Here is a 16,065-nt window from a genome sequence, read left to right on the forward strand (position 1 = left end):
TTTCTCCCCGGGTGAGGTTTCCGGGAATGGGAGCTTGGGGAGGACGGCTTTACATCCCACGATCACGCTCTGCCGGTACCGCACATCCATGCGGTGCACGCACTCCGCTTTTCCGCAGGGCGGGCGTGGGTGTCCGGCATCGTCGCCGCCCGGCCGAGCGGCGCCGGGCATCCACACGAGACGTGATCGTCCCTTCCGGCAGGCACACCCCGGTGCCATCGACCCACGACCCAGGACGAGGGGGCGCAGCATGGACGCATTCACCGCAGGACTTCTGCAGCGCATAAGGGCGACCGAGTCCGATCTGTCCCGGGCTCGCGACGAGGGCGACGAGTTCCTCGTCGAGGTGGAGCAGGGTGAGCTCGACGACCTGCGCCGTCTCGCCGCCGAGCACGGTGTGGAGGTCGGCGCGACGAGCGTCTGATCAGGCGGCAGGAAGCGGGCCCCGGCGAATCCAGCGCCGGGGCCCGCTCCGTCGTTCGCGGCCGTGTTCACGCGGTGTTCAGCGTGCCGCCGGCCACCGTCCGCCCGCGGGTCCGCGGGCGGAACGGCTCTCAGTCGTGCCAGGCGCCGAAGTCCTCCAGGAGGCGCTGGAGGGGCTCGAAGACACCCGGCGTACCGGCGACCGTCAGATCGCCCGACGGGCGCTCTCCGGGGCGTCCACCGGTCAGCACGCCCGCCTCCCGGGCGATCAGGTCGCCCGCCGCGAGGTCCCAGGCGTGCAGACCGCGCTCGTAGTAGCCGTCGAGGCGTCCGGCGGCCAGGTCGCACAGGTCGACCGCGGCCGAGCCCGAGCGCCGGATGTCGCGCACCAGCGGGATCAGCCGCCGGGCCACCTCGGCCTGGTGGGCGCGAACCTCGTGGACGTAGTTGAAGCCCGTGGAGACCAGCGCCTGGTCCAGGGGCGGCGCGGGACGGCAGGCCAGCTCGCGCTCCCCCTCCCAGGCGCCCGTGGCCCGGGCTCCGGCGCCGCGCACGGCGTGGAACGTCTCGCCGCGCATCGGGGCCGCGACCACGCCGACGACAGTCTCGCCGTCCTGTTCGGCGGCGATGGAGACGGCCCAGGTGGGCAGGCCGTACAGGTAGTTGACCGTGCCGTCGAGCGGGTCGATCACCCAGCGGACGCCGCTCGTGCCCTCGGTGGAGCCGCCCTCCTCGCCGAGGAAGCCGTCGTCCGGGCGGCGTTCGGCGATCAGGCCGGTGATCAGCTTCTCCGCCGCGATGTCCATCTCCGTGACCACGTCGATGGGGCTGGACTTGGTGGCGGCGACCGCGAGGTCGGCGGGACGGCCGTCCCGGAGCAGCGCGCCGGCGCGGCGGGCGGCCTCCTGGGCGAGTTCGAGCAGGTCCGTGTGCAGGGGGTCGGTCACGGGGTTCCTCACGCGTAGGGGCTGTCGGCGCCCGCGGCGGCGGGCCGGGGCGCGCGGGCCGGGCAGCAGCCGACCGGGCACAGCTGGTGACTCGCCCCGAGGGAGCCCAGGGCGCAGGGGGTGACCTGCTGTCCGCGCTCGACCGCGGCGCGTTCCAGGACGAGGTCGCGGATGGCGGCGGCGAAGCGCGGGTCGTCGCCGACGGTGGCCGAGCGGCGCATCGCAAGGCCCAGTTCCTCCGCCTTGGCCCTGGCCTCGGTGTCCAGGTCGTAGAGGACCTCCATGTGGTCGGAGACGAAGCCGATGGGGGCGATCACCACCGCCGGGACGCCGGCCGCGTGCCGTTCCTCCAGGTGGTCGCAGATGTCCGGCTCCAGCCACGGAATGTGCGGGGCGCCGGAGCGGGACTGGTAGACCAGCTGCCAGGGATGATCGACACCGGTGCGCTCGCGGACGGCGTCGGCGATCAGCTTCGCCACGTCCAGGTGCTGCCGCACATAGGCGCCGCCGTCGCCGTGGCCCTCCACGGGGCCGGAGGTGTCGGCGGAGGCCGTCGGGATCGAGTGCGTGGAGAAGGCGATGTGCGCGCCGTCGCGGACGTCCTCGGGCAGCTCGGCCAGGGACCGCACCACCCCGTCGATCATGGGCTCCACGAAGCCCGGGTGGTTGAAGTAGTGCCGCAGCTTGTCGATCACCGGCGGCTCCAGACCCTCGCTCTGCAGCGCCGCCAGCGCGTCGGCCAGGTTCTCGCGGTACTGACGGCAGCCCGAGTACGACGCATAGGCGCTGGTGGCCAGGACCAGCACCCGCCGGTGCCCGTCTCGGACCATCTCGCGCAGGGTGTCCGTCAGATACGGCGCCCAGTTGCGGTTGCCCCAGTACACCGGCAGATCCAGGCCGTGCTCGGCGAAGTCCTCGCGCAGCGCCTCCAGCAGGGCCCGGTTCTGGTCGTTGATCGGGCTGACCCCGCCGAACAGGAAGTAGTGCTGCCCCACCTCCTTGAGGCGCTCCTTGGGGATGCCGCGCCCGCGCGTCACGTTCTCCAGGAACGGGACCACGTCGTCCGGGCCCTCCGGGCCACCGAAGGAGAGCAGGAGCAGGGCGTCGTAGGGGCTCACATCACGCGCGTCTGGCATGACTCCGATCCTGCCACCCTGCACTGACAGCGGGAAAACCACGGGGGGACACGGGCGCGGGCGGCCGGTCGGGAGTACCCCGGACGGGTGCACGGGGACGGCCCGGGACGTAAGCTGTGTCGACTGCGCTCGCAGCTTACTGAGCCTTTTCCGGAGCCTTCGTTGCCCAGCCCCTACCGCGCCCTGTTCGCCGCCCCCGGCACCAAGGGTTTCTCCGCCGCGGGCTTCCTCGGCCGGATGCCGCTGTCGATGATGGGCATCGGCGTGGTCACGATGGTCTCCCAGCTCACCGGGCGGTACGGACTGGCCGGTGCGCTGTCGGCGACCATCGCGCTGTCCGCCGCCGTGGCCGGGCCTCAGGTCTCCCGGCTGGTCGACCAGTACGGGCAGCGGCGCGTGCTGCGCCCGGCGACGCTGGTCGCGCTGGTGGCCGCGGCGGCCCTGCTGGTGGCGGCGCACTACGGGTGGCCGGACTGGGTGCTGTACGCGGCGTGCGTCGGCATCGGCTGCGTGCCGAGCGTCGGCGCGATGATCAGGGCGCGCTGGGCGGTGCTGTACCGGGGCACGCCGAAGCTGCACACCGCGTACTCCTTCGAGTCCGTGGTGGACGAGGTGTGCTTCATCTTCGGGCCGATCATCTCCATCGGCCTGTCCACGGCCTGGTTCCCGGAGGCCGGCCCGCTGCTCGCCGCCTGCTTCCTGGCCGTCGGCGTCTTCTGGCTGACCGCGCAACGCGCCACCGAACCGCCGCCGCACCCGCGCGAGCGCAAGGGCGGCGGCAGCGCGCTGCGGGCGGCGGGGCTGCAGGTCCTGGTGGCCACGTTCGTCGCCACCGGGGCGATCTTCGGGGCGGTCGACGTGGTGACCGTGGCGTTCGCCGAGGAGGAGGGGCACAAGGCCGCCGCGAGCGTCGTCCTCGCGCTGTACGCGGCCGGCTCCTGTGCGGCGGGCATGGTGTTCGGGCTGCTGCACTTCGCGGGGGCGCCGGAGCGTCGCTGGCTGCTGGGCGTGTGCGCCATGGCCGTGAGTATGATCCCCCTCCTACTGGTCGGAAACTTGCCGTCTCTGGCCGTGGCGCTGTTCGTTGCGGGACTGTCCATCGCTCCGACGATGATCACGACGATGTCCCTCATCGAGGAGCACGTACCACGTGCGCAGCTCACCGAGGGCATGACCTGGGTGAGCACCGGGCTCGCGGTCGGGGTCGCGCTCGGCTCCTCCGCGGCCGGCTGGGTGATCGACGCGGCCGGGGCGCGCGCGGGCTACGGGGTCCCGGTGGTGTCCGGGGCCGTCGCGGTCGCGGTGGGTTTCCTCGGGTACCGCCGGCTCAAGCGACCGGCGCCGGGTCGGGGAGGCTCCGTTGAGCAGCACAGCGAACGGAAAGAACGGCACGTGGCGTAACTGGGGCGGCAACGTCTCCGCGCGCCCCGCGCGGGAGGTCACCCCGGCGTCCGTCGACGAGCTGGCCGCCGCGGTGCGGCGGGCCGCCGAGGACGGGCTGAAGGTGAAGGCCGTGGGAACGGGGCACTCCTTCACGTCCATAGCCGCGACCGACGGCGTGTTGATCCGCCCTCAACTGCTGACCGGCATACGTGACATCGACCGGGAGAACATGACGGTCACGGTGGAGGCCGGCACCCCGCTCAAGAGGCTCAACATAGCCCTCGCCCGTGAGGGCCTGTCGCTCACGAACATGGGCGACATCATGGAGCAGACGGTCTCCGGGGCCACGAGTACCGGCACCCACGGCACCGGTCGCGACTCCGCTTCGATCGCCGCCCAGATCAAGGGCCTGGAACTGGTCACCGCCGACGGCTCGGTCCTGACCTGTTCCGAGAAGGAGAACCCGGAGGTCTTCGCGGCCGCCCGCATCGGCCTGGGCGCCCTGGGCATCGTCACGGCGATCACCTTCGCGATCGAGCCGGTCTTCCTGCTCACGGCCCGCGAGGAGCCGATGCCGTTCGAGCGGGTCCTCTCCGAGTTCGAGGAACTGTGGGCCGAGAACGAGCACTTCGAGTTCTACTGGTTCCCGCACACCGGCAGCACCAACACCAAGCGCAACAACCGCAGCGCCGGCCCGGAGAGGCCCGTGCCGCAGCTCAAGAGCTGGTTCGAGGACGAGTTCCTGTCCAACGGGGTCTTCCAGGTGGCCAACTGGGTCGGCCGCGCGGTGCCCGCCACGATCCCCGCGATCGCGCAGATCTCCAGCAAGGCCCTGTCCGCGCGGACCTACACGGACATCCCCTACAAGGTGTTCACGTCCCCGCGCCGGGTGCGGTTCGTGGAGATGGAGTTCGCCGTTCCGCGCGCGGCGGTCGCCGACGCGCTGCGCGAGCTGAAGGCGATGGTCGACCGCTCCGGCCTCAGGGTCAGCTTCCCCGTCGAGGTGCGCACCGCCCCGGCCGACGACATCACCCTGTCCACCGCCTCCGGCAGGGACAGCGCCTACATCGCCGTCCACATGTTCCAGGGCACTCCGTATCAGCGGTACTTCACCTCCGCCGAACGCATCTTCGTCGCTCATGAGGGCCGACCGCACTGGGGCAAGATGCACACCCGCGACGCCGAGTACTTCTCCCGGGTGTATCCGCGCTTCGGCGAGTTCACGGCGCTGCGGGATCGCCTCGATCCCGACCGGCGGTTCCAGAACGACTACTTGCGGAGGGTTCTGGGGGCGTAGGCCGGCCGGCTGTCGCGCCGGGGCCGCCGCGGAGGTCGTGGCACGACGACCACCCATGGGCGGTTTTCGGCCATGCTGACGCCGAAGGCCACGACCGCTGCGGGCACCGGTCCCCCGCCGCCCGGGGCCGGGCGCGGCAGGCGTCGCCCCCGGTGAACCCTCCGCATGACGGAGGCCCTTGCGCCGCCGCCGCGGCCACCGACCCGGCGACCTGCCGCGCCTTTGAACCTCGCCCGCCTGGTCCGCGCAGGGTCGTTCACCTGCGCGGGAAGGGGACGTGCGACCGAAACCCGTGATTCCGGTTCAGGCGATGAGGTGAAGTTCCCCACGTTCAAGATCGGGGAATCGGGGCAGAGGACGGCCAAGTCCCCCCTCTTGCCAGAAGTTGGGCGGCGTGCCAATCCACGCACGTGGCCCAAATGGAGTACTGTGGCGAGCCCTGGGTCCGGTCTCCCGTCAGGGTGCCCGGGGCCGTTAAGGACCGCCGGGAGGGGGCTAGTTGCGCAGGGTGACAGGATTCGTCACTGAGCGTTGCGAACAGGTAACCGTGCCATAACGGCGATCCAGGGCCCCCGCCCGACACGCCGGGCAACTCGGCAAGGTTGTGGCAGGCTGCACCCGGGCAGGCCACACTCGACTAGCGGAAGCAGCGACGCACGTGACGTCGGCAGGCACCACCCGGGAGGTCCCCATGCCCGAACTGCGTGTCGTGGCCGTCTCGAATGACGGCACACGGCTGGTGCTGAAGGCTGCGGACAGCACGGAGTACACGCTTCCGATCGACGAACGGCTCCGCGCCGCCGTGCGCGGCGACCGTCCCCGCCTCGGCCAGATCGAGATCGAGGTGGAGAGCCACCTCCGCCCCCGCGACATCCAGGCCCGTATACGTGCAGGCGCGACCGCGGAAGAGGTCGCGCAGATGGCCGGCATCCCCGTGGACCGCGTCCGCCGCTTCGAGGGCCCGGTGCTCGCCGAGCGCGCCTTCATGGCCGAGCGCGCCCGCAAGACCCCCGTCCGCCGCCCCGGTGAGAACTCCGGCCCGCCGCTGGGCGAAGCGGTGCAGGAGCGGCTGCTGCTGCGCGGCGCCGAGAAGGACACCGTGCAGTGGGACTCGTGGCGTCGTGACGACGGCACGTGGGAAGTCATGCTCGTCTACCGCGTCGCGGGCGAACCGCACTCGGCGAGCTGGACGTACGACCCGCCCCGGCGGCTCGTCCAGGCCGTCGACGACGAGGCGCGCTCCCTGATCGGCGAGTCCGACGACCTGGCCGCGCCCGAGCCCAGCTTCCCGTTCGTGCCGCGCATCGCCCGGCTGCCGCGCGACAGACCGCTGGACCGTTCCGCCGACCGCGAGCGTCCCAGCCTGCCCGCGCAGGCGTCCGAACCGCTCGAGGAGAGCACCGGCGAGCGGGACTCCCTCACCAGCCTGCTGGAGGCGGTGCCGAGCTTCCGCGGCGACCTGGTCGTGCCGGAGCTCCCGGCCGCGGAGCCGGAGGAGGAGACCATCGTCGCCGAGCCCGAGGCGGAGGAGCCGCCGGCTCCCGCGGCCTCGGCCGGTTCCGCCTACGCGGACGTCCTCATGCCGCGCTCCGTGGGCAGCCACCGCGACCGGCTCATCGGGGCCACCGACCGCCAGGCCGAGGCCGACGGGGTCCGCCCCGGCCGGAGAGCGGCCGTGCCGAGCTGGGACGAGATCGTGTTCGGCACACGGCGCAAGAAGCAGGAATAGCCGGACCACCGGCAGACCGAGGGCCGCGCCCCGCACGGCGCGGCCCTCCGCGTGCGCGCACTTGCCGGAGCGGGCAGGTCCGGCCGGGCCTCTGCGGCTACCGAGGGGGTCCGGCCCCACCACGACCGGCCGCTCCGGCTACCGGGGGTCCGGCCCCCACCACGACCGGCCGCTTCGGCTACCGGGGGTCCGGCCCCACCACGACCGGCCTCTGCAGCTACCGGGGGTCCGGCCCCACCGCGACCGGCCGCTCCGGATCCGAGGACCACTCCGACCAAGAGCCCACGTACAGCTCCGCGGGGATGCCCGCCACCGCGAGCGCCAGGACCTGGTGGGCCGCGGAGACACCCGAGCCGCAGTACACCCCGACGCGTGAACTTCCCGAAGCGCCGAGCCTCTTGAAGCGCTGACGGAGTTCCTCGGCGGGCAGGAGACGGCCGTCCGGCCCCACGTTCTCCGTGGTGGGCGCCGACACCGCGCCCGGGATGTGCCCGGCCACCGGGTCGATCGGCTCCACCTCGCCCCGGTACCGCTCCCCCGCCCGTGCGTCCAGCAGCACCCCGGAGCAAGCCAGTTCGGCGGCGGCGTCCGCGTCGAGCAGCCCCGTCGCCCCCGGCTCGGGCGTGAAGTCACCCTCCTTTGGCGTCGGCACGGCCGTCTCCAACGGCCCCTCCCAGGACGGCAACCCGCCGTCGAGGACCCGCACGTCCGGGTGACCCGTCCAGCGCAGCAGCCACCACGCCCGGGCGGCCGCCCAGCCCTGGCCGCCGTCGTAGACGACCACCGGTGTCCCGGCGGACACGCCCGCGCGGCGCATCGCGGCGCCGAAGACCGCGAGGTCGGGCAGCGGATGCCGGCCGCCCGCACCCGGCGCGGAGGCCAACTCCCGGTCCAGGTCCACGAAAACGGCTCCCGGCAGGTGCCCCGACGCGTACGCGGCCCGGCCGTCGAATGGCGGTTCACCGGCCGCCTTGGCGGCGGTGAGCTGCCAGCGGACGTCGAGCAGGACCGGCGGGTTGGGGCCCGACAGTTCGGTCGCGAGGCCGGGTGCGGAGATGATGGCGTTCATGGTCCCCATCCTCGCGCACCGGGTGGCCGAGCCGCCGTTGTCCGGCTACTCTGCTCCGCCGGACCGGGTCGATCACAGGGCGTGCGGGTACAAGCACGTGCTGTACAGCTGAACGACACCTTCCGACAAGCGCGCCGCCAGGGACACCGCCCCGCACATCGGGCATCCTCCCGGACGAGAACCGCCCCCAGGGCGTGCCCCACGAGGGCTGCGGAGAGCACGGCCACCACGAGGCCGAGAAGGAAGTGACGATGACCGAAGCACGGGAGCCCGCAGGCCCGAACGGGGCCGCACCCGCTCGGCACGCGCCCGGCACACCCTGCTGGGTGAGCCTGATGGTGCACGGTCTGACCGTGACCGAGGAGTTCTACGGGGCGCTGTTCGGCTGGGAGTTCAGACCGGGCCCCCGGCAACTCGGCCCCTATGTGCGCGCGCTGCTCGACGGGCGTGACGTCGCGGGCATCGGCCAGTTGCCTCCGGACCGCCATCTGCCCCTCGCGTGGACCCCGTACTTCGCCACCGGCAACGCCGACCTGACGGCCGAGTCGGTGCGCGGCTGCGGCGGCACGATCGGCGTGGGCCCGCTGGACGCCGCCGACGCCGGCCGGCTGGCGATCGGCTCCGACCCCTCGGGCGCGGTCTTCGGCATCTGGCAGGCCGCCGCCCACCTCGGCACGTCCGTCGCAGACGCCCCCGGCACCCCCGCCTGGAACGAGCTGCTGACGTACGAGTCGGCGAGCGTCGCCAAGTTCTACCGGACGGTGTTCGGCTATGAGGAGGAGCCGGTGGTCTCGGCCGGCTTCGACTACGTGACGCTGCGGCTCGACGGCCGGCCCGTCGCCGGCATCCACGGCCTGGGCCGGTCCCTCCCCCGCGACCGGGGCGCGCACTGGGTGACGTACTTCCTGGTCTCCGACCTCGACGACGCGCTGGACCACCTGTCCCACCTGGGCGGGCAGATCCTCAAGCCGGCCCACGACACGACGCAAGGGCGCGTGGCGATGGTGACGGACCCGGAGGGGGCGCGGTTCGCGCTGGTGGAGCGAGCGCGGTGACCGGGCCCGGACGTCAGCCGGAGGTCACCGGCACCACGTCAACGCCATGGCAGCCGAGCGAACCGCGAGCTCCGTCCGTTCTTCGAGCCGGAACAGCCGCGGCACCGCCGTCCGCCGGCGTCCGGCGCCCGAGGACGCCGTCCTCACCCCGCATCAGGGCGCGGACTTCAGCCGCCCCGGCGAGCTCACGGTGACGCCGAGCGCGTGACCGGCGGGTCCGGACCGGCGGCGGGTCCGGGCCGACGGCGCCGCCGCCCATTGACCGAAGCCACCGCTCGTGACCGTCATGCGGCCCGGCCGTCCCCGCCGCTCGCGCCACGGCGCTACGGCCGACCCGTGGGAGAGGTCTCGTGGGGCAGGCGGACGGTGAAGGCCGTCTCGACGCCCGGGTGGCTCGTCACGAGGACCTCTCCGCCGTGCGCCCGCACGAGCTGCCTGACGATGGACAGTCCCAGGCCGCTGCCTCCGGTCTTCCTGCTGCGGGACGTGTCCCCCCGCCAGAAGCGGTCGAACACACGGGGCAGATCCTCCGGGGGGATTCCGGAGCCGGTGTCGGTCACCCGGAGCTCGACACCACCCGGCACACGGTGGGCGTCGAGGACGACCCGGCCGCCGGGAGGGGTGTGGCGTATCGCGTTGGACAGGAGGTTGCCCATCACCTGGCGCAACCGCACCGGATCGGCGTGGACCGACAGATCACCGGCGGCGTGCACGATCAGCTCCACGTTCTTGGCCTTCGCTCCCGCCCGGTGCGCGGCGGCGGACTGCCCGATCAGGTCGTCCAGGCGTACCTCGCGCGGGCTGAGGTGCAGCGTCCCGGCGTCGGCGGCGGCGAGCACCTGGAGGTCGTCGATGATGTGCTGGAGCAGGTGGGCCTCCTCCTGCAGCGAGGCGAAGAGGACGGAGTCGGGTTCGGCGATCCCGTCCTGTGCCGCGTCCAGCCAGCCGCGGATGTTGGTGAGCGGGGTCCGCAGCTCGTGGGCGATGTCGCTGACCATGGCTCTGCGCTGCTCCTCGGTGCGTTCGCGGCGCTCCGAGAGGTCGTTGAGGGCGGCGGCCAGAGAGCCGGTCTCGTCCTTGGTGGTGACCGGAATGCGGAGGTGCCGCCCGTCGGGGGCGCGGGCGGCGTCGGCCAGCGCCCGCAGCGGGCGTACCAGGCGGACGGCGATGACCGTGGTCAACGCGAGGGTCACGGCGAGCACCAGGGCGGTGGTGCCGACGATCCGGAGGGTCCCGGACGGGGACAGGTCGAACACGCGGACGGCCTCTCGGGAGGAGTCGGTGACGAACAGCAGTGCCGCCGGGGCGACATGCCCGGTGAGCTGTTCGCGCCGCCCCTCCTCGACGCACTCGTCCACGATCGTCTGCTCCGCCTCCGAACCCTGGTATTCCGGCCGCAGCCGCACGTCGATGCGTACGGACCCGGGCGCGGGCACGTGATGGCGCTCCGCGCAGCGCCGGACGAGCCGTTCGAGTTCCGCGAGTGCGGCGGCCTCCGTCCTGGTGGGTGCCGCCAGCTCCTTGGAGAGGCACAGGGGAGCGGCCTCGGTGTCCGTCCTGGAGAGCCGGACCTCGGGCCGGCCGCTGAATCCCTCGGCGATGTACGCCGGACGCCCCAGGCTGCCGGCCAGGCACTCGACCTCGGCACGGGCGAGCCGCCGCAGCTCCGCTCTCTCGTCGGCGGGGAGGCGGTAGGGGCCGACGGCGCGGGGGTCGATGCGGGAGATCTGCTGCTCCGGGTCGATGCCCTGTCCCGGGTGTGCCGTGACGTGCAACGGGTCGATGACCGCCGAGGCGTTGACGGGCAGGTCACCGGCGCGTTCCCTGTCGGACGCGGTGATCGGCCGGCGGGTCCGCGTGGTCAGGACGATGCCCCGGCCGGTCCGGTCGGCCAGCTCCCGCACGACGCGTTCCACGCCCTCCCAGCTGCGGTGCGACGCCGCGAAAGCCGTGAGCGTGTCCTGGATGGCGGCGTCGTCCGCGAGCACCTGACCGCGCTCCTGCTCGATGGCCAGGCTCGTGCCGCGCACCGTGAGCCACGCGGTCGCCCCGATGGACAGCAGGGAGATCACGAGGGACGTCAGCAGCAGCCGCAGCAGCAGGCTGTTGCGCAGGGGGACTTCAGCCGCCACGGCGGCCGCTCGTCAGCTTGTACCCGATCCCGTGGACGGTCAGCAGGAGCGCGGGGTCGCGCGGAGAGACCTCGATCTTCTTCCGCAGGTTCATGATGTGCACGTCGACGGCGCGCTCCGTGATGACCCGGTCGTGGCCCGTGGTGCACTCCAGCAGCTGAGCCCTGGTGAAGACCCGGCCGGGCGAGGCCGCCATGGTGCTCAGGATGCGGAACTCCCCCGGGGTGCAACGGATCGGGCGGCCGTGGCAGAAGACGTCGTGGCCGACCGGATCCAGAGTGAGCGGCCCGACCTCCAGGACCTGCCGGGTCTCCGGAACCGGCTGATCCGCGAGCCGGGTGCGCCGGAGCAGGGTGCGGACCCTCGCCACCAGCTCACGCGGCCGGTAGGGCTTGGTCATGTAGTCGTCCGCGCCCAGATTCAGGCCGAGGAGCACATCGTCCTCGGTGGACCGGGCCGTGAGCATCAGCACGGGCAGGTTTCCCCCGGCCCGTATCCGGCGGCACACCTCCAGTCCGTCCAGACGCGGCAGCATCCAGTCGAGCACGATCAGGTCCGGCGGCCGCCGGGCGACCTCGTCCAGGACCGACCGGCCGTCGTGCACCACGGTGACGGCATGACCTTCGTGAACGAGGTAACGCCGGATCAGTTCGGCCTGCTTCTCGTCGTCCTCGGCCACCAGAACGTTCGCACCCATGGTTCCGATGCTAGACCGGAAATGCGCGCCGAGAGGCCGACCCCGCCCCCTTTTCGTTCCTCACAACTTCCTGACAATTCCATGCTATTGCCGGGGAACGGCGGCCGGATCCCGCCCTGTCGGCGCCGTCTCATACCTTCCTGACAATCCTCTGCCACAGTCACCGCATGAGAAACGCATCGACCCGCTGCCGTTCCGGTTTCGGCGCACGGCGCTCCCTTCGCGGCGCCTTGGTGCTCGCCGTCGCCGGGGCCGTGTCCGCCCTGGTTTCCGGCTGTTCCGACGGCAGCGGCGCCCAGGAATCCGAGGTGGCCTCCGTGGACTCCGGCGAGCGGGGCGGGAGCAGGTCCTCGGCCGCCGCCGAGGCCGAGGCCGGGCGTCCCCAACTCCGGCTGGACACCACGATCGAGGAGGAGGTCCGGATGTACCAGGGCTACCTCCGCTGCCTCAAGGACCAGGGCGTGGACATCCCGCGCTCAGGCGGCAAAGGCGGTGAGGACATCGATCCGAATTCCTTGTGGTTCCCGGGCGTGAACGTGGCCGAGGAGCACCCCGCCGCGGAAAGGAAATGTCTCTCCAAGAGGCCGCTGCCGCCCTCGGAAACCGACCCGAAGAAGAACCCGAACTACATGGCGGACTACCGCGAGTGGATCGAATGCAATAACCGCAGGGGTTTGGCGGTCGACCCGCTCCCCGACGGCAGCGGCTGGAATTACAGGGAGGGCGGGAACATACCGGACAACGCCGATCGGATCGACAGCGAGTGCCGGATCGAGGCCTTCAGTGAGCAGTGAACGCGACCCCGCGGACACCGTGATGCTGCGTACGGTCGCCGACGCACCCGGACCCGAGCCGGAGCCGGAGCCAGAGCCGGAGCCGGACCCCCGGGGGCCCGCCGCGCGGCGCTCCAGCAGGTTCACGCGCCGCGGCGTCGTCGCCGCGACCGCCGTGCTCCTCACGCTCGGGGTCGGCGCCGGGCTGCTGTGGGCCCGCGACGACACCGGCGCGCCGGCCGCCGACAGCGGTCCCGAGATCAGGACGGTCGCCGTGACCAGGACCGACCTGTCGGGCACCAGGGAGATCGAGGGCACCCTCGACTACACCTCCCCGCGCACCCTCCGCGGCCCCGGGCAGGGACGCGTCACCTGGTCGGCGAAACAGGGGACGACGGTCGGGCGCGGCCGACCGCTGTACCGGGTCGACGAGCGTCCCGCCGTGGTCTTCTACGGCAGCACCCCCATGTACCGCAGACTCGACGCCGTCGGCCTCACCGGGCGGGACGTCCGGGTCGTCGCCGACAACCTCAAGGCGCTCGGCTACGACATAGGAAGCCAGCCGCCGCCCGGCACGCGGATCCAGCCGTCACGCCCCGCGGTCCCCGGCCCGTCCGGGGCGGACAGTCCGGAGGGAGAGCGGGAGGAGGAGCCGGCCTCGCAGCCCCCGCCCGCCGAGGAGAGCGGCACCCCTCCCTCGGACTCCTCGCCCGCCGGGGCACCGGCCGGGGAACCGGAGGCGGCTCCCCCGCCGGTGACGGTCAAGGAGGGCGACGGCGTGCTCACCTCCTCGCTGATGGCCGCCGTCCGGCGCTGGCAGCCGACCGTGGGCATGCAGCCGACCGGCTTCCTCGACGTCTCCGACGTGGTGGTGACGCAGGACGCCGTGCGGGTCGGTGAGGTCCTCGTCCAGCCCGGGGACGAGGCGGCGGCGGATTTGATGACGGTCACCTCCACGACCAAGTCCGTGACCGTGCCGGTGGAGGCCCTCGACATCGGGTCCGTCAAGAGGAGGCAGCGGGTCACCGTGGTGCTCCCCGACCGGTCCGAGGCCAAGGGCCGGGTCTCCGCGATCAGCAGCGTCATCCGCAGCGGACAGGACGGTGCGGACCAGCCGGGACGCTCCAAGATCAACGTCACGGTCTCGCTCGACGACCCGGAGGCCGTGAAGGACCTCGACTCCGCACCGGTCGAGGCGCGCTTCGAGGCGGAGTCCAGGAAGGACGTGCTCGCGGTGCCCGTCGGCGCCCTGCTCGCCCTGCGCGAAGGCGGTTACGCCCTCCGCCTCACCGGAGGCGACCTCGTCCCCGTCGAGACGGGCATGTTCGCCGAAGGGCTGGTCGAGATCAGCGGCGAGGGTGTCACGGAGGGCATGAAGGTGGAGGCCACGGCATGACCGACGTCATCACCGTGCGCGAGGCGACCATGACCTACTCCGGCGGCGTCCGGGCTCTCGACCGGGTCTCGCTGTCGGTCGGGCCCGGCGAACTGCTGGCCATCGTCGGCCCTTCCGGCTCCGGCAAGTCCACGCTCCTCAACGTCATGGGCACCCTGGACCGGCCCACCAGCGGCGAGGTGATCGTCGAAGGACAGAACGTGGCGGATCTTCCCGACCGGGAGCTCTCCGCCCTGCGCGGCCGGCGACTCGGCTTCGTCTTCCAGCAGTTCCACCTGACGGACGGTCTCACCGCGGCGGAGAACGTCGCCACCGGCCTGCTCCACGCCGGAGTGCGCAGACGCCATCGGCGCCGGCTGGCCGAGGAGGCCCTGGCCCGGGTGGGGCTGGCGCACCGCGCCGGCCACCTGCCCCAGCAGTTGTCCGGAGGGGAGCGCCAGCGCGTCGCGATCGCCCGCGCGCTGGTCAACGAACCCGCCCTGGTCCTGGCCGACGAACCGACCGGAGCACTCGACACGGCCAACGGCGCCGCCGCGCTGGCGCTGCTGAGAACACTCCACGAGGAAGGCACCACGATCGCGGTCATCACCCATGACCGCGACATCGCCGCCCAGTTGCCCCGGCGGATCCGGATGCGCGACGGCCGCCTCGTCGAAGACACCGCACTGATCGAGAGTTCGCCATGACCACTCCTGACGCCCCGCCCCGCCGGACGCAGCGAAGGGCACACGACGCTCTGCGGAGGCCACCGGCTCCCGGGTCCTCCCGCTCCGGCGGCGGCCGCACGACCAAGCCGGTGCGGCTGGCTCCGTCGGACCTCCTCGGGCTCGGGCTCCTCGGGCTGCGCACCCGCAGGCTCCGGGCCGCCCTGTCGGCGCTCGGGATCTCGATCGGCATCGCCACGATGGTCGTGGTGACGGGCATCCCCGCCTCCAGCCATCGGGCGCTGATGGACGAGATGTCCGCGCTCGGCTCCAACATGCTGCGGGCGCAGTCCGTGTCCGTGCAGAGCAGGCCCGTACCCCTGCCGGAGGAGTCGGTCGACATGGTGCGGCGTATCGGCCCGGTCACCGGGGTGAGCGCGGTGGCCAACACCCATGCCCAGGTCCGGCGTTCCGACCTGGTCGACGAGAACGACTTCTCCGGCGCGGGCCTGTCCGTTCTCGCGGCCCGGCGCGATCTGCTGGACGTGGTGGGCGGATCGGTGTCGTCGGGCCGGTACTTCAGCCGTGCCGACGAACGGTTTCCCACCGCCGTCCTGGGTGTTCGGGCCGCGACCCGGCTCGGCATCGGCGAGATCCACGCCGGCGACCCGCCCCCGCAGATCCGGATCGGCAGGTCGTGGTTCACCGTGATCGGCGTGCTGCGCGCCGTCCGCCTGGCCGACGACCTCGACCATGCCGTGCTGACCGGATGGCACGCCGCCCGGGAGACCCTGCGGTTCGACGGCAAACCCACGGTGATCTACATCAAGGCACGGGAGGAGGCCCTCGAGGAGGTGCGGGACGTGCTGCCCGCCACCGTGTTCCCCGACCAGCCCGGTCAGGTCCAGGTCAGTCGTCCCTCGGACGCCCTGGCCGCCAAGCGCGCCACCCAGAACACCTTCTCGTCGCTCTTCCTGGGGCTCGCCGGAATCGCCCTGCTGGTCGGCGGGATCGGGGTCGCCAACACCATGGTGATCTCGGTGCTGGAGCGCCGCAGGGAGATCGGGCTGCGCCGGGCCCTGGGCGCGACCCGGGGCCAGATACGGGCCCAGTTCCTCACCGAGTCCGTGGCGCTGGCGGTGCTGGGCGGCACCGCGGGAACCGTGCTGGGTGTCCTCGTCACCGTCGGCTACGCGACCTACCAGGGCTGGCCAGCGGTGATCTCGCCGCTGTCGGTGGCCGGCGGCTGCCTCGGTGCGGCGGTGGTCGGCGTGGTGGCCGGTGTCTACCCGGCCGTCCGCGCCTCCCGGCTGTCCCCGACGAAAGCCCTGGCGTCGACCTAGGCGGCGTCGACCTAGGCTCAGCCCCGGGAGACGGGGGCGCC

Annotated in this window: 14 protein-coding genes; 9 read left to right on the forward strand and 5 right to left on the reverse strand. The window is 72.6% G+C overall.

Annotated features, from left to right (window positions below):
• The first annotated feature begins 250 nt into the window (after positions 1–250).
• Complete coding sequence (locus tag ABZY20_RS22595; RefSeq protein WP_179272427.1) at positions 251–424, forward strand: hypothetical protein; 174 nt, start codon at positions 251–253, stop codon at positions 422–424.
• Positions 425–554: 130 nt separating this feature from the next.
• Here the strand turns inward: ABZY20_RS22595 and ABZY20_RS22600 are convergent, their stop codons facing one another.
• Positions 555–1,370, reverse strand: coding sequence for an inositol monophosphatase family protein (locus ABZY20_RS22600; RefSeq protein WP_356443322.1), 816 nt, complete (start codon positions 1,368–1,370; stop codon positions 555–557).
• Between the two features lie 8 nt (positions 1,371–1,378).
• On the reverse strand, positions 1,379–2,506 hold the full coding sequence (locus ABZY20_RS22605) for a ferrochelatase (RefSeq protein ID WP_356443323.1): 1,128 nt from the start codon (positions 2,504–2,506) through the stop codon (positions 1,379–1,381).
• A 162-nt stretch (positions 2,507–2,668) separates the two neighbouring features.
• Between ABZY20_RS22605 and ABZY20_RS22610 the strand changes: the two genes are divergently transcribed.
• The 3 genes from ABZY20_RS22610 to sepH all read left to right on the forward strand — a co-directional run bounded on the left by ABZY20_RS22610 (position 2,669) and on the right by sepH (position 6,915).
• Positions 2,669–3,907, forward strand: a complete 1,239-nt coding sequence (locus ABZY20_RS22610; protein ID WP_356443324.1) for an MFS transporter — start codon at positions 2,669–2,671, stop codon at positions 3,905–3,907.
• Positions 3,867–5,186, forward strand: coding sequence for a D-arabinono-1,4-lactone oxidase (locus ABZY20_RS22615; protein ID WP_356443325.1), 1,320 nt, complete (start codon positions 3,867–3,869; stop codon positions 5,184–5,186). The genes ABZY20_RS22610 and ABZY20_RS22615 overlap by 41 nt, the downstream gene beginning before the upstream one ends.
• Positions 5,187–5,877: 691 nt before the next feature.
• On the forward strand, positions 5,878–6,915 hold the full coding sequence (gene sepH / locus ABZY20_RS22620; protein WP_356443326.1) for a septation protein SepH: 1,038 nt from the start codon (positions 5,878–5,880) through the stop codon (positions 6,913–6,915).
• Between the two features lie 217 nt (positions 6,916–7,132).
• Here the strand turns inward: sepH and ABZY20_RS22625 are convergent, their stop codons facing one another.
• Positions 7,133–7,984 (reverse strand): sulfurtransferase, encoded by an 852-nt coding sequence (locus ABZY20_RS22625; protein WP_356443327.1) that lies wholly within the window; start codon positions 7,982–7,984, stop codon positions 7,133–7,135.
• Positions 7,985–8,235: 251 nt separating this feature from the next.
• Between ABZY20_RS22625 and ABZY20_RS22630 the strand changes: the two genes are divergently transcribed.
• Positions 8,236–9,039: a VOC family protein gene (locus tag ABZY20_RS22630; protein ID WP_356443328.1), complete on the forward strand. Its 804-nt coding sequence runs from the start codon at positions 8,236–8,238 to the stop codon at positions 9,037–9,039.
• Between the two features lie 323 nt (positions 9,040–9,362).
• On the opposite strand, the gene ABZY20_RS22635 is transcribed toward ABZY20_RS22630, so the two are convergent.
• Positions 9,363–11,171 carry an ATP-binding protein gene (locus ABZY20_RS22635; RefSeq protein ID WP_356443329.1) on the reverse strand — a complete coding sequence of 603 codons (1,809 nt, stop codon included), beginning with the start codon at positions 11,169–11,171 and terminating at the stop codon, positions 9,363–9,365.
• Positions 11,161–11,868 carry a response regulator transcription factor gene (locus ABZY20_RS22640; RefSeq protein ID WP_356443330.1) on the reverse strand — a complete coding sequence of 236 codons (708 nt, stop codon included), beginning with the start codon at positions 11,866–11,868 and terminating at the stop codon, positions 11,161–11,163. The genes ABZY20_RS22635 and ABZY20_RS22640 overlap by 11 nt, the downstream gene beginning before the upstream one ends.
• Positions 11,869–12,035: 167 nt before the next feature.
• Here ABZY20_RS22640 and ABZY20_RS22645 point away from each other — a divergent pair, with 167 nt between their 5' ends.
• From ABZY20_RS22645 to ABZY20_RS22660, 4 genes are read left to right on the forward strand one after another with little or no spacing between them, the layout of a single operon-like run.
• Positions 12,036–12,662: a hypothetical protein gene (locus tag ABZY20_RS22645; protein ID WP_356443331.1), complete on the forward strand. Its 627-nt coding sequence runs from the start codon at positions 12,036–12,038 to the stop codon at positions 12,660–12,662.
• Positions 12,652–14,037 (forward strand): peptidoglycan-binding protein, encoded by a 1,386-nt coding sequence (locus tag ABZY20_RS22650; RefSeq protein WP_356443332.1) that lies wholly within the window; start codon positions 12,652–12,654, stop codon positions 14,035–14,037. Before ABZY20_RS22645 ends, ABZY20_RS22650 begins: the two co-directional genes overlap by 11 nt.
• Positions 14,034–14,723: an ABC transporter ATP-binding protein gene (locus ABZY20_RS22655; protein ID WP_356443333.1), complete on the forward strand. Its 690-nt coding sequence runs from the start codon at positions 14,034–14,036 to the stop codon at positions 14,721–14,723. Before ABZY20_RS22650 ends, ABZY20_RS22655 begins: the two co-directional genes overlap by 4 nt.
• Positions 14,720–16,024, forward strand: coding sequence for an ABC transporter permease (locus ABZY20_RS22660; protein WP_356443334.1), 1,305 nt, complete (start codon positions 14,720–14,722; stop codon positions 16,022–16,024). Before ABZY20_RS22655 ends, ABZY20_RS22660 begins: the two co-directional genes overlap by 4 nt.
• Positions 16,025–16,065: the final 41 nt, after the last annotated feature.

It is taken from the genome of Streptomyces sp. NPDC006624 (genome assembly GCF_040611555.1).
Lineage (GTDB): Bacteria > Actinomycetota > Actinomycetes > Streptomycetales > Streptomycetaceae > Streptomyces.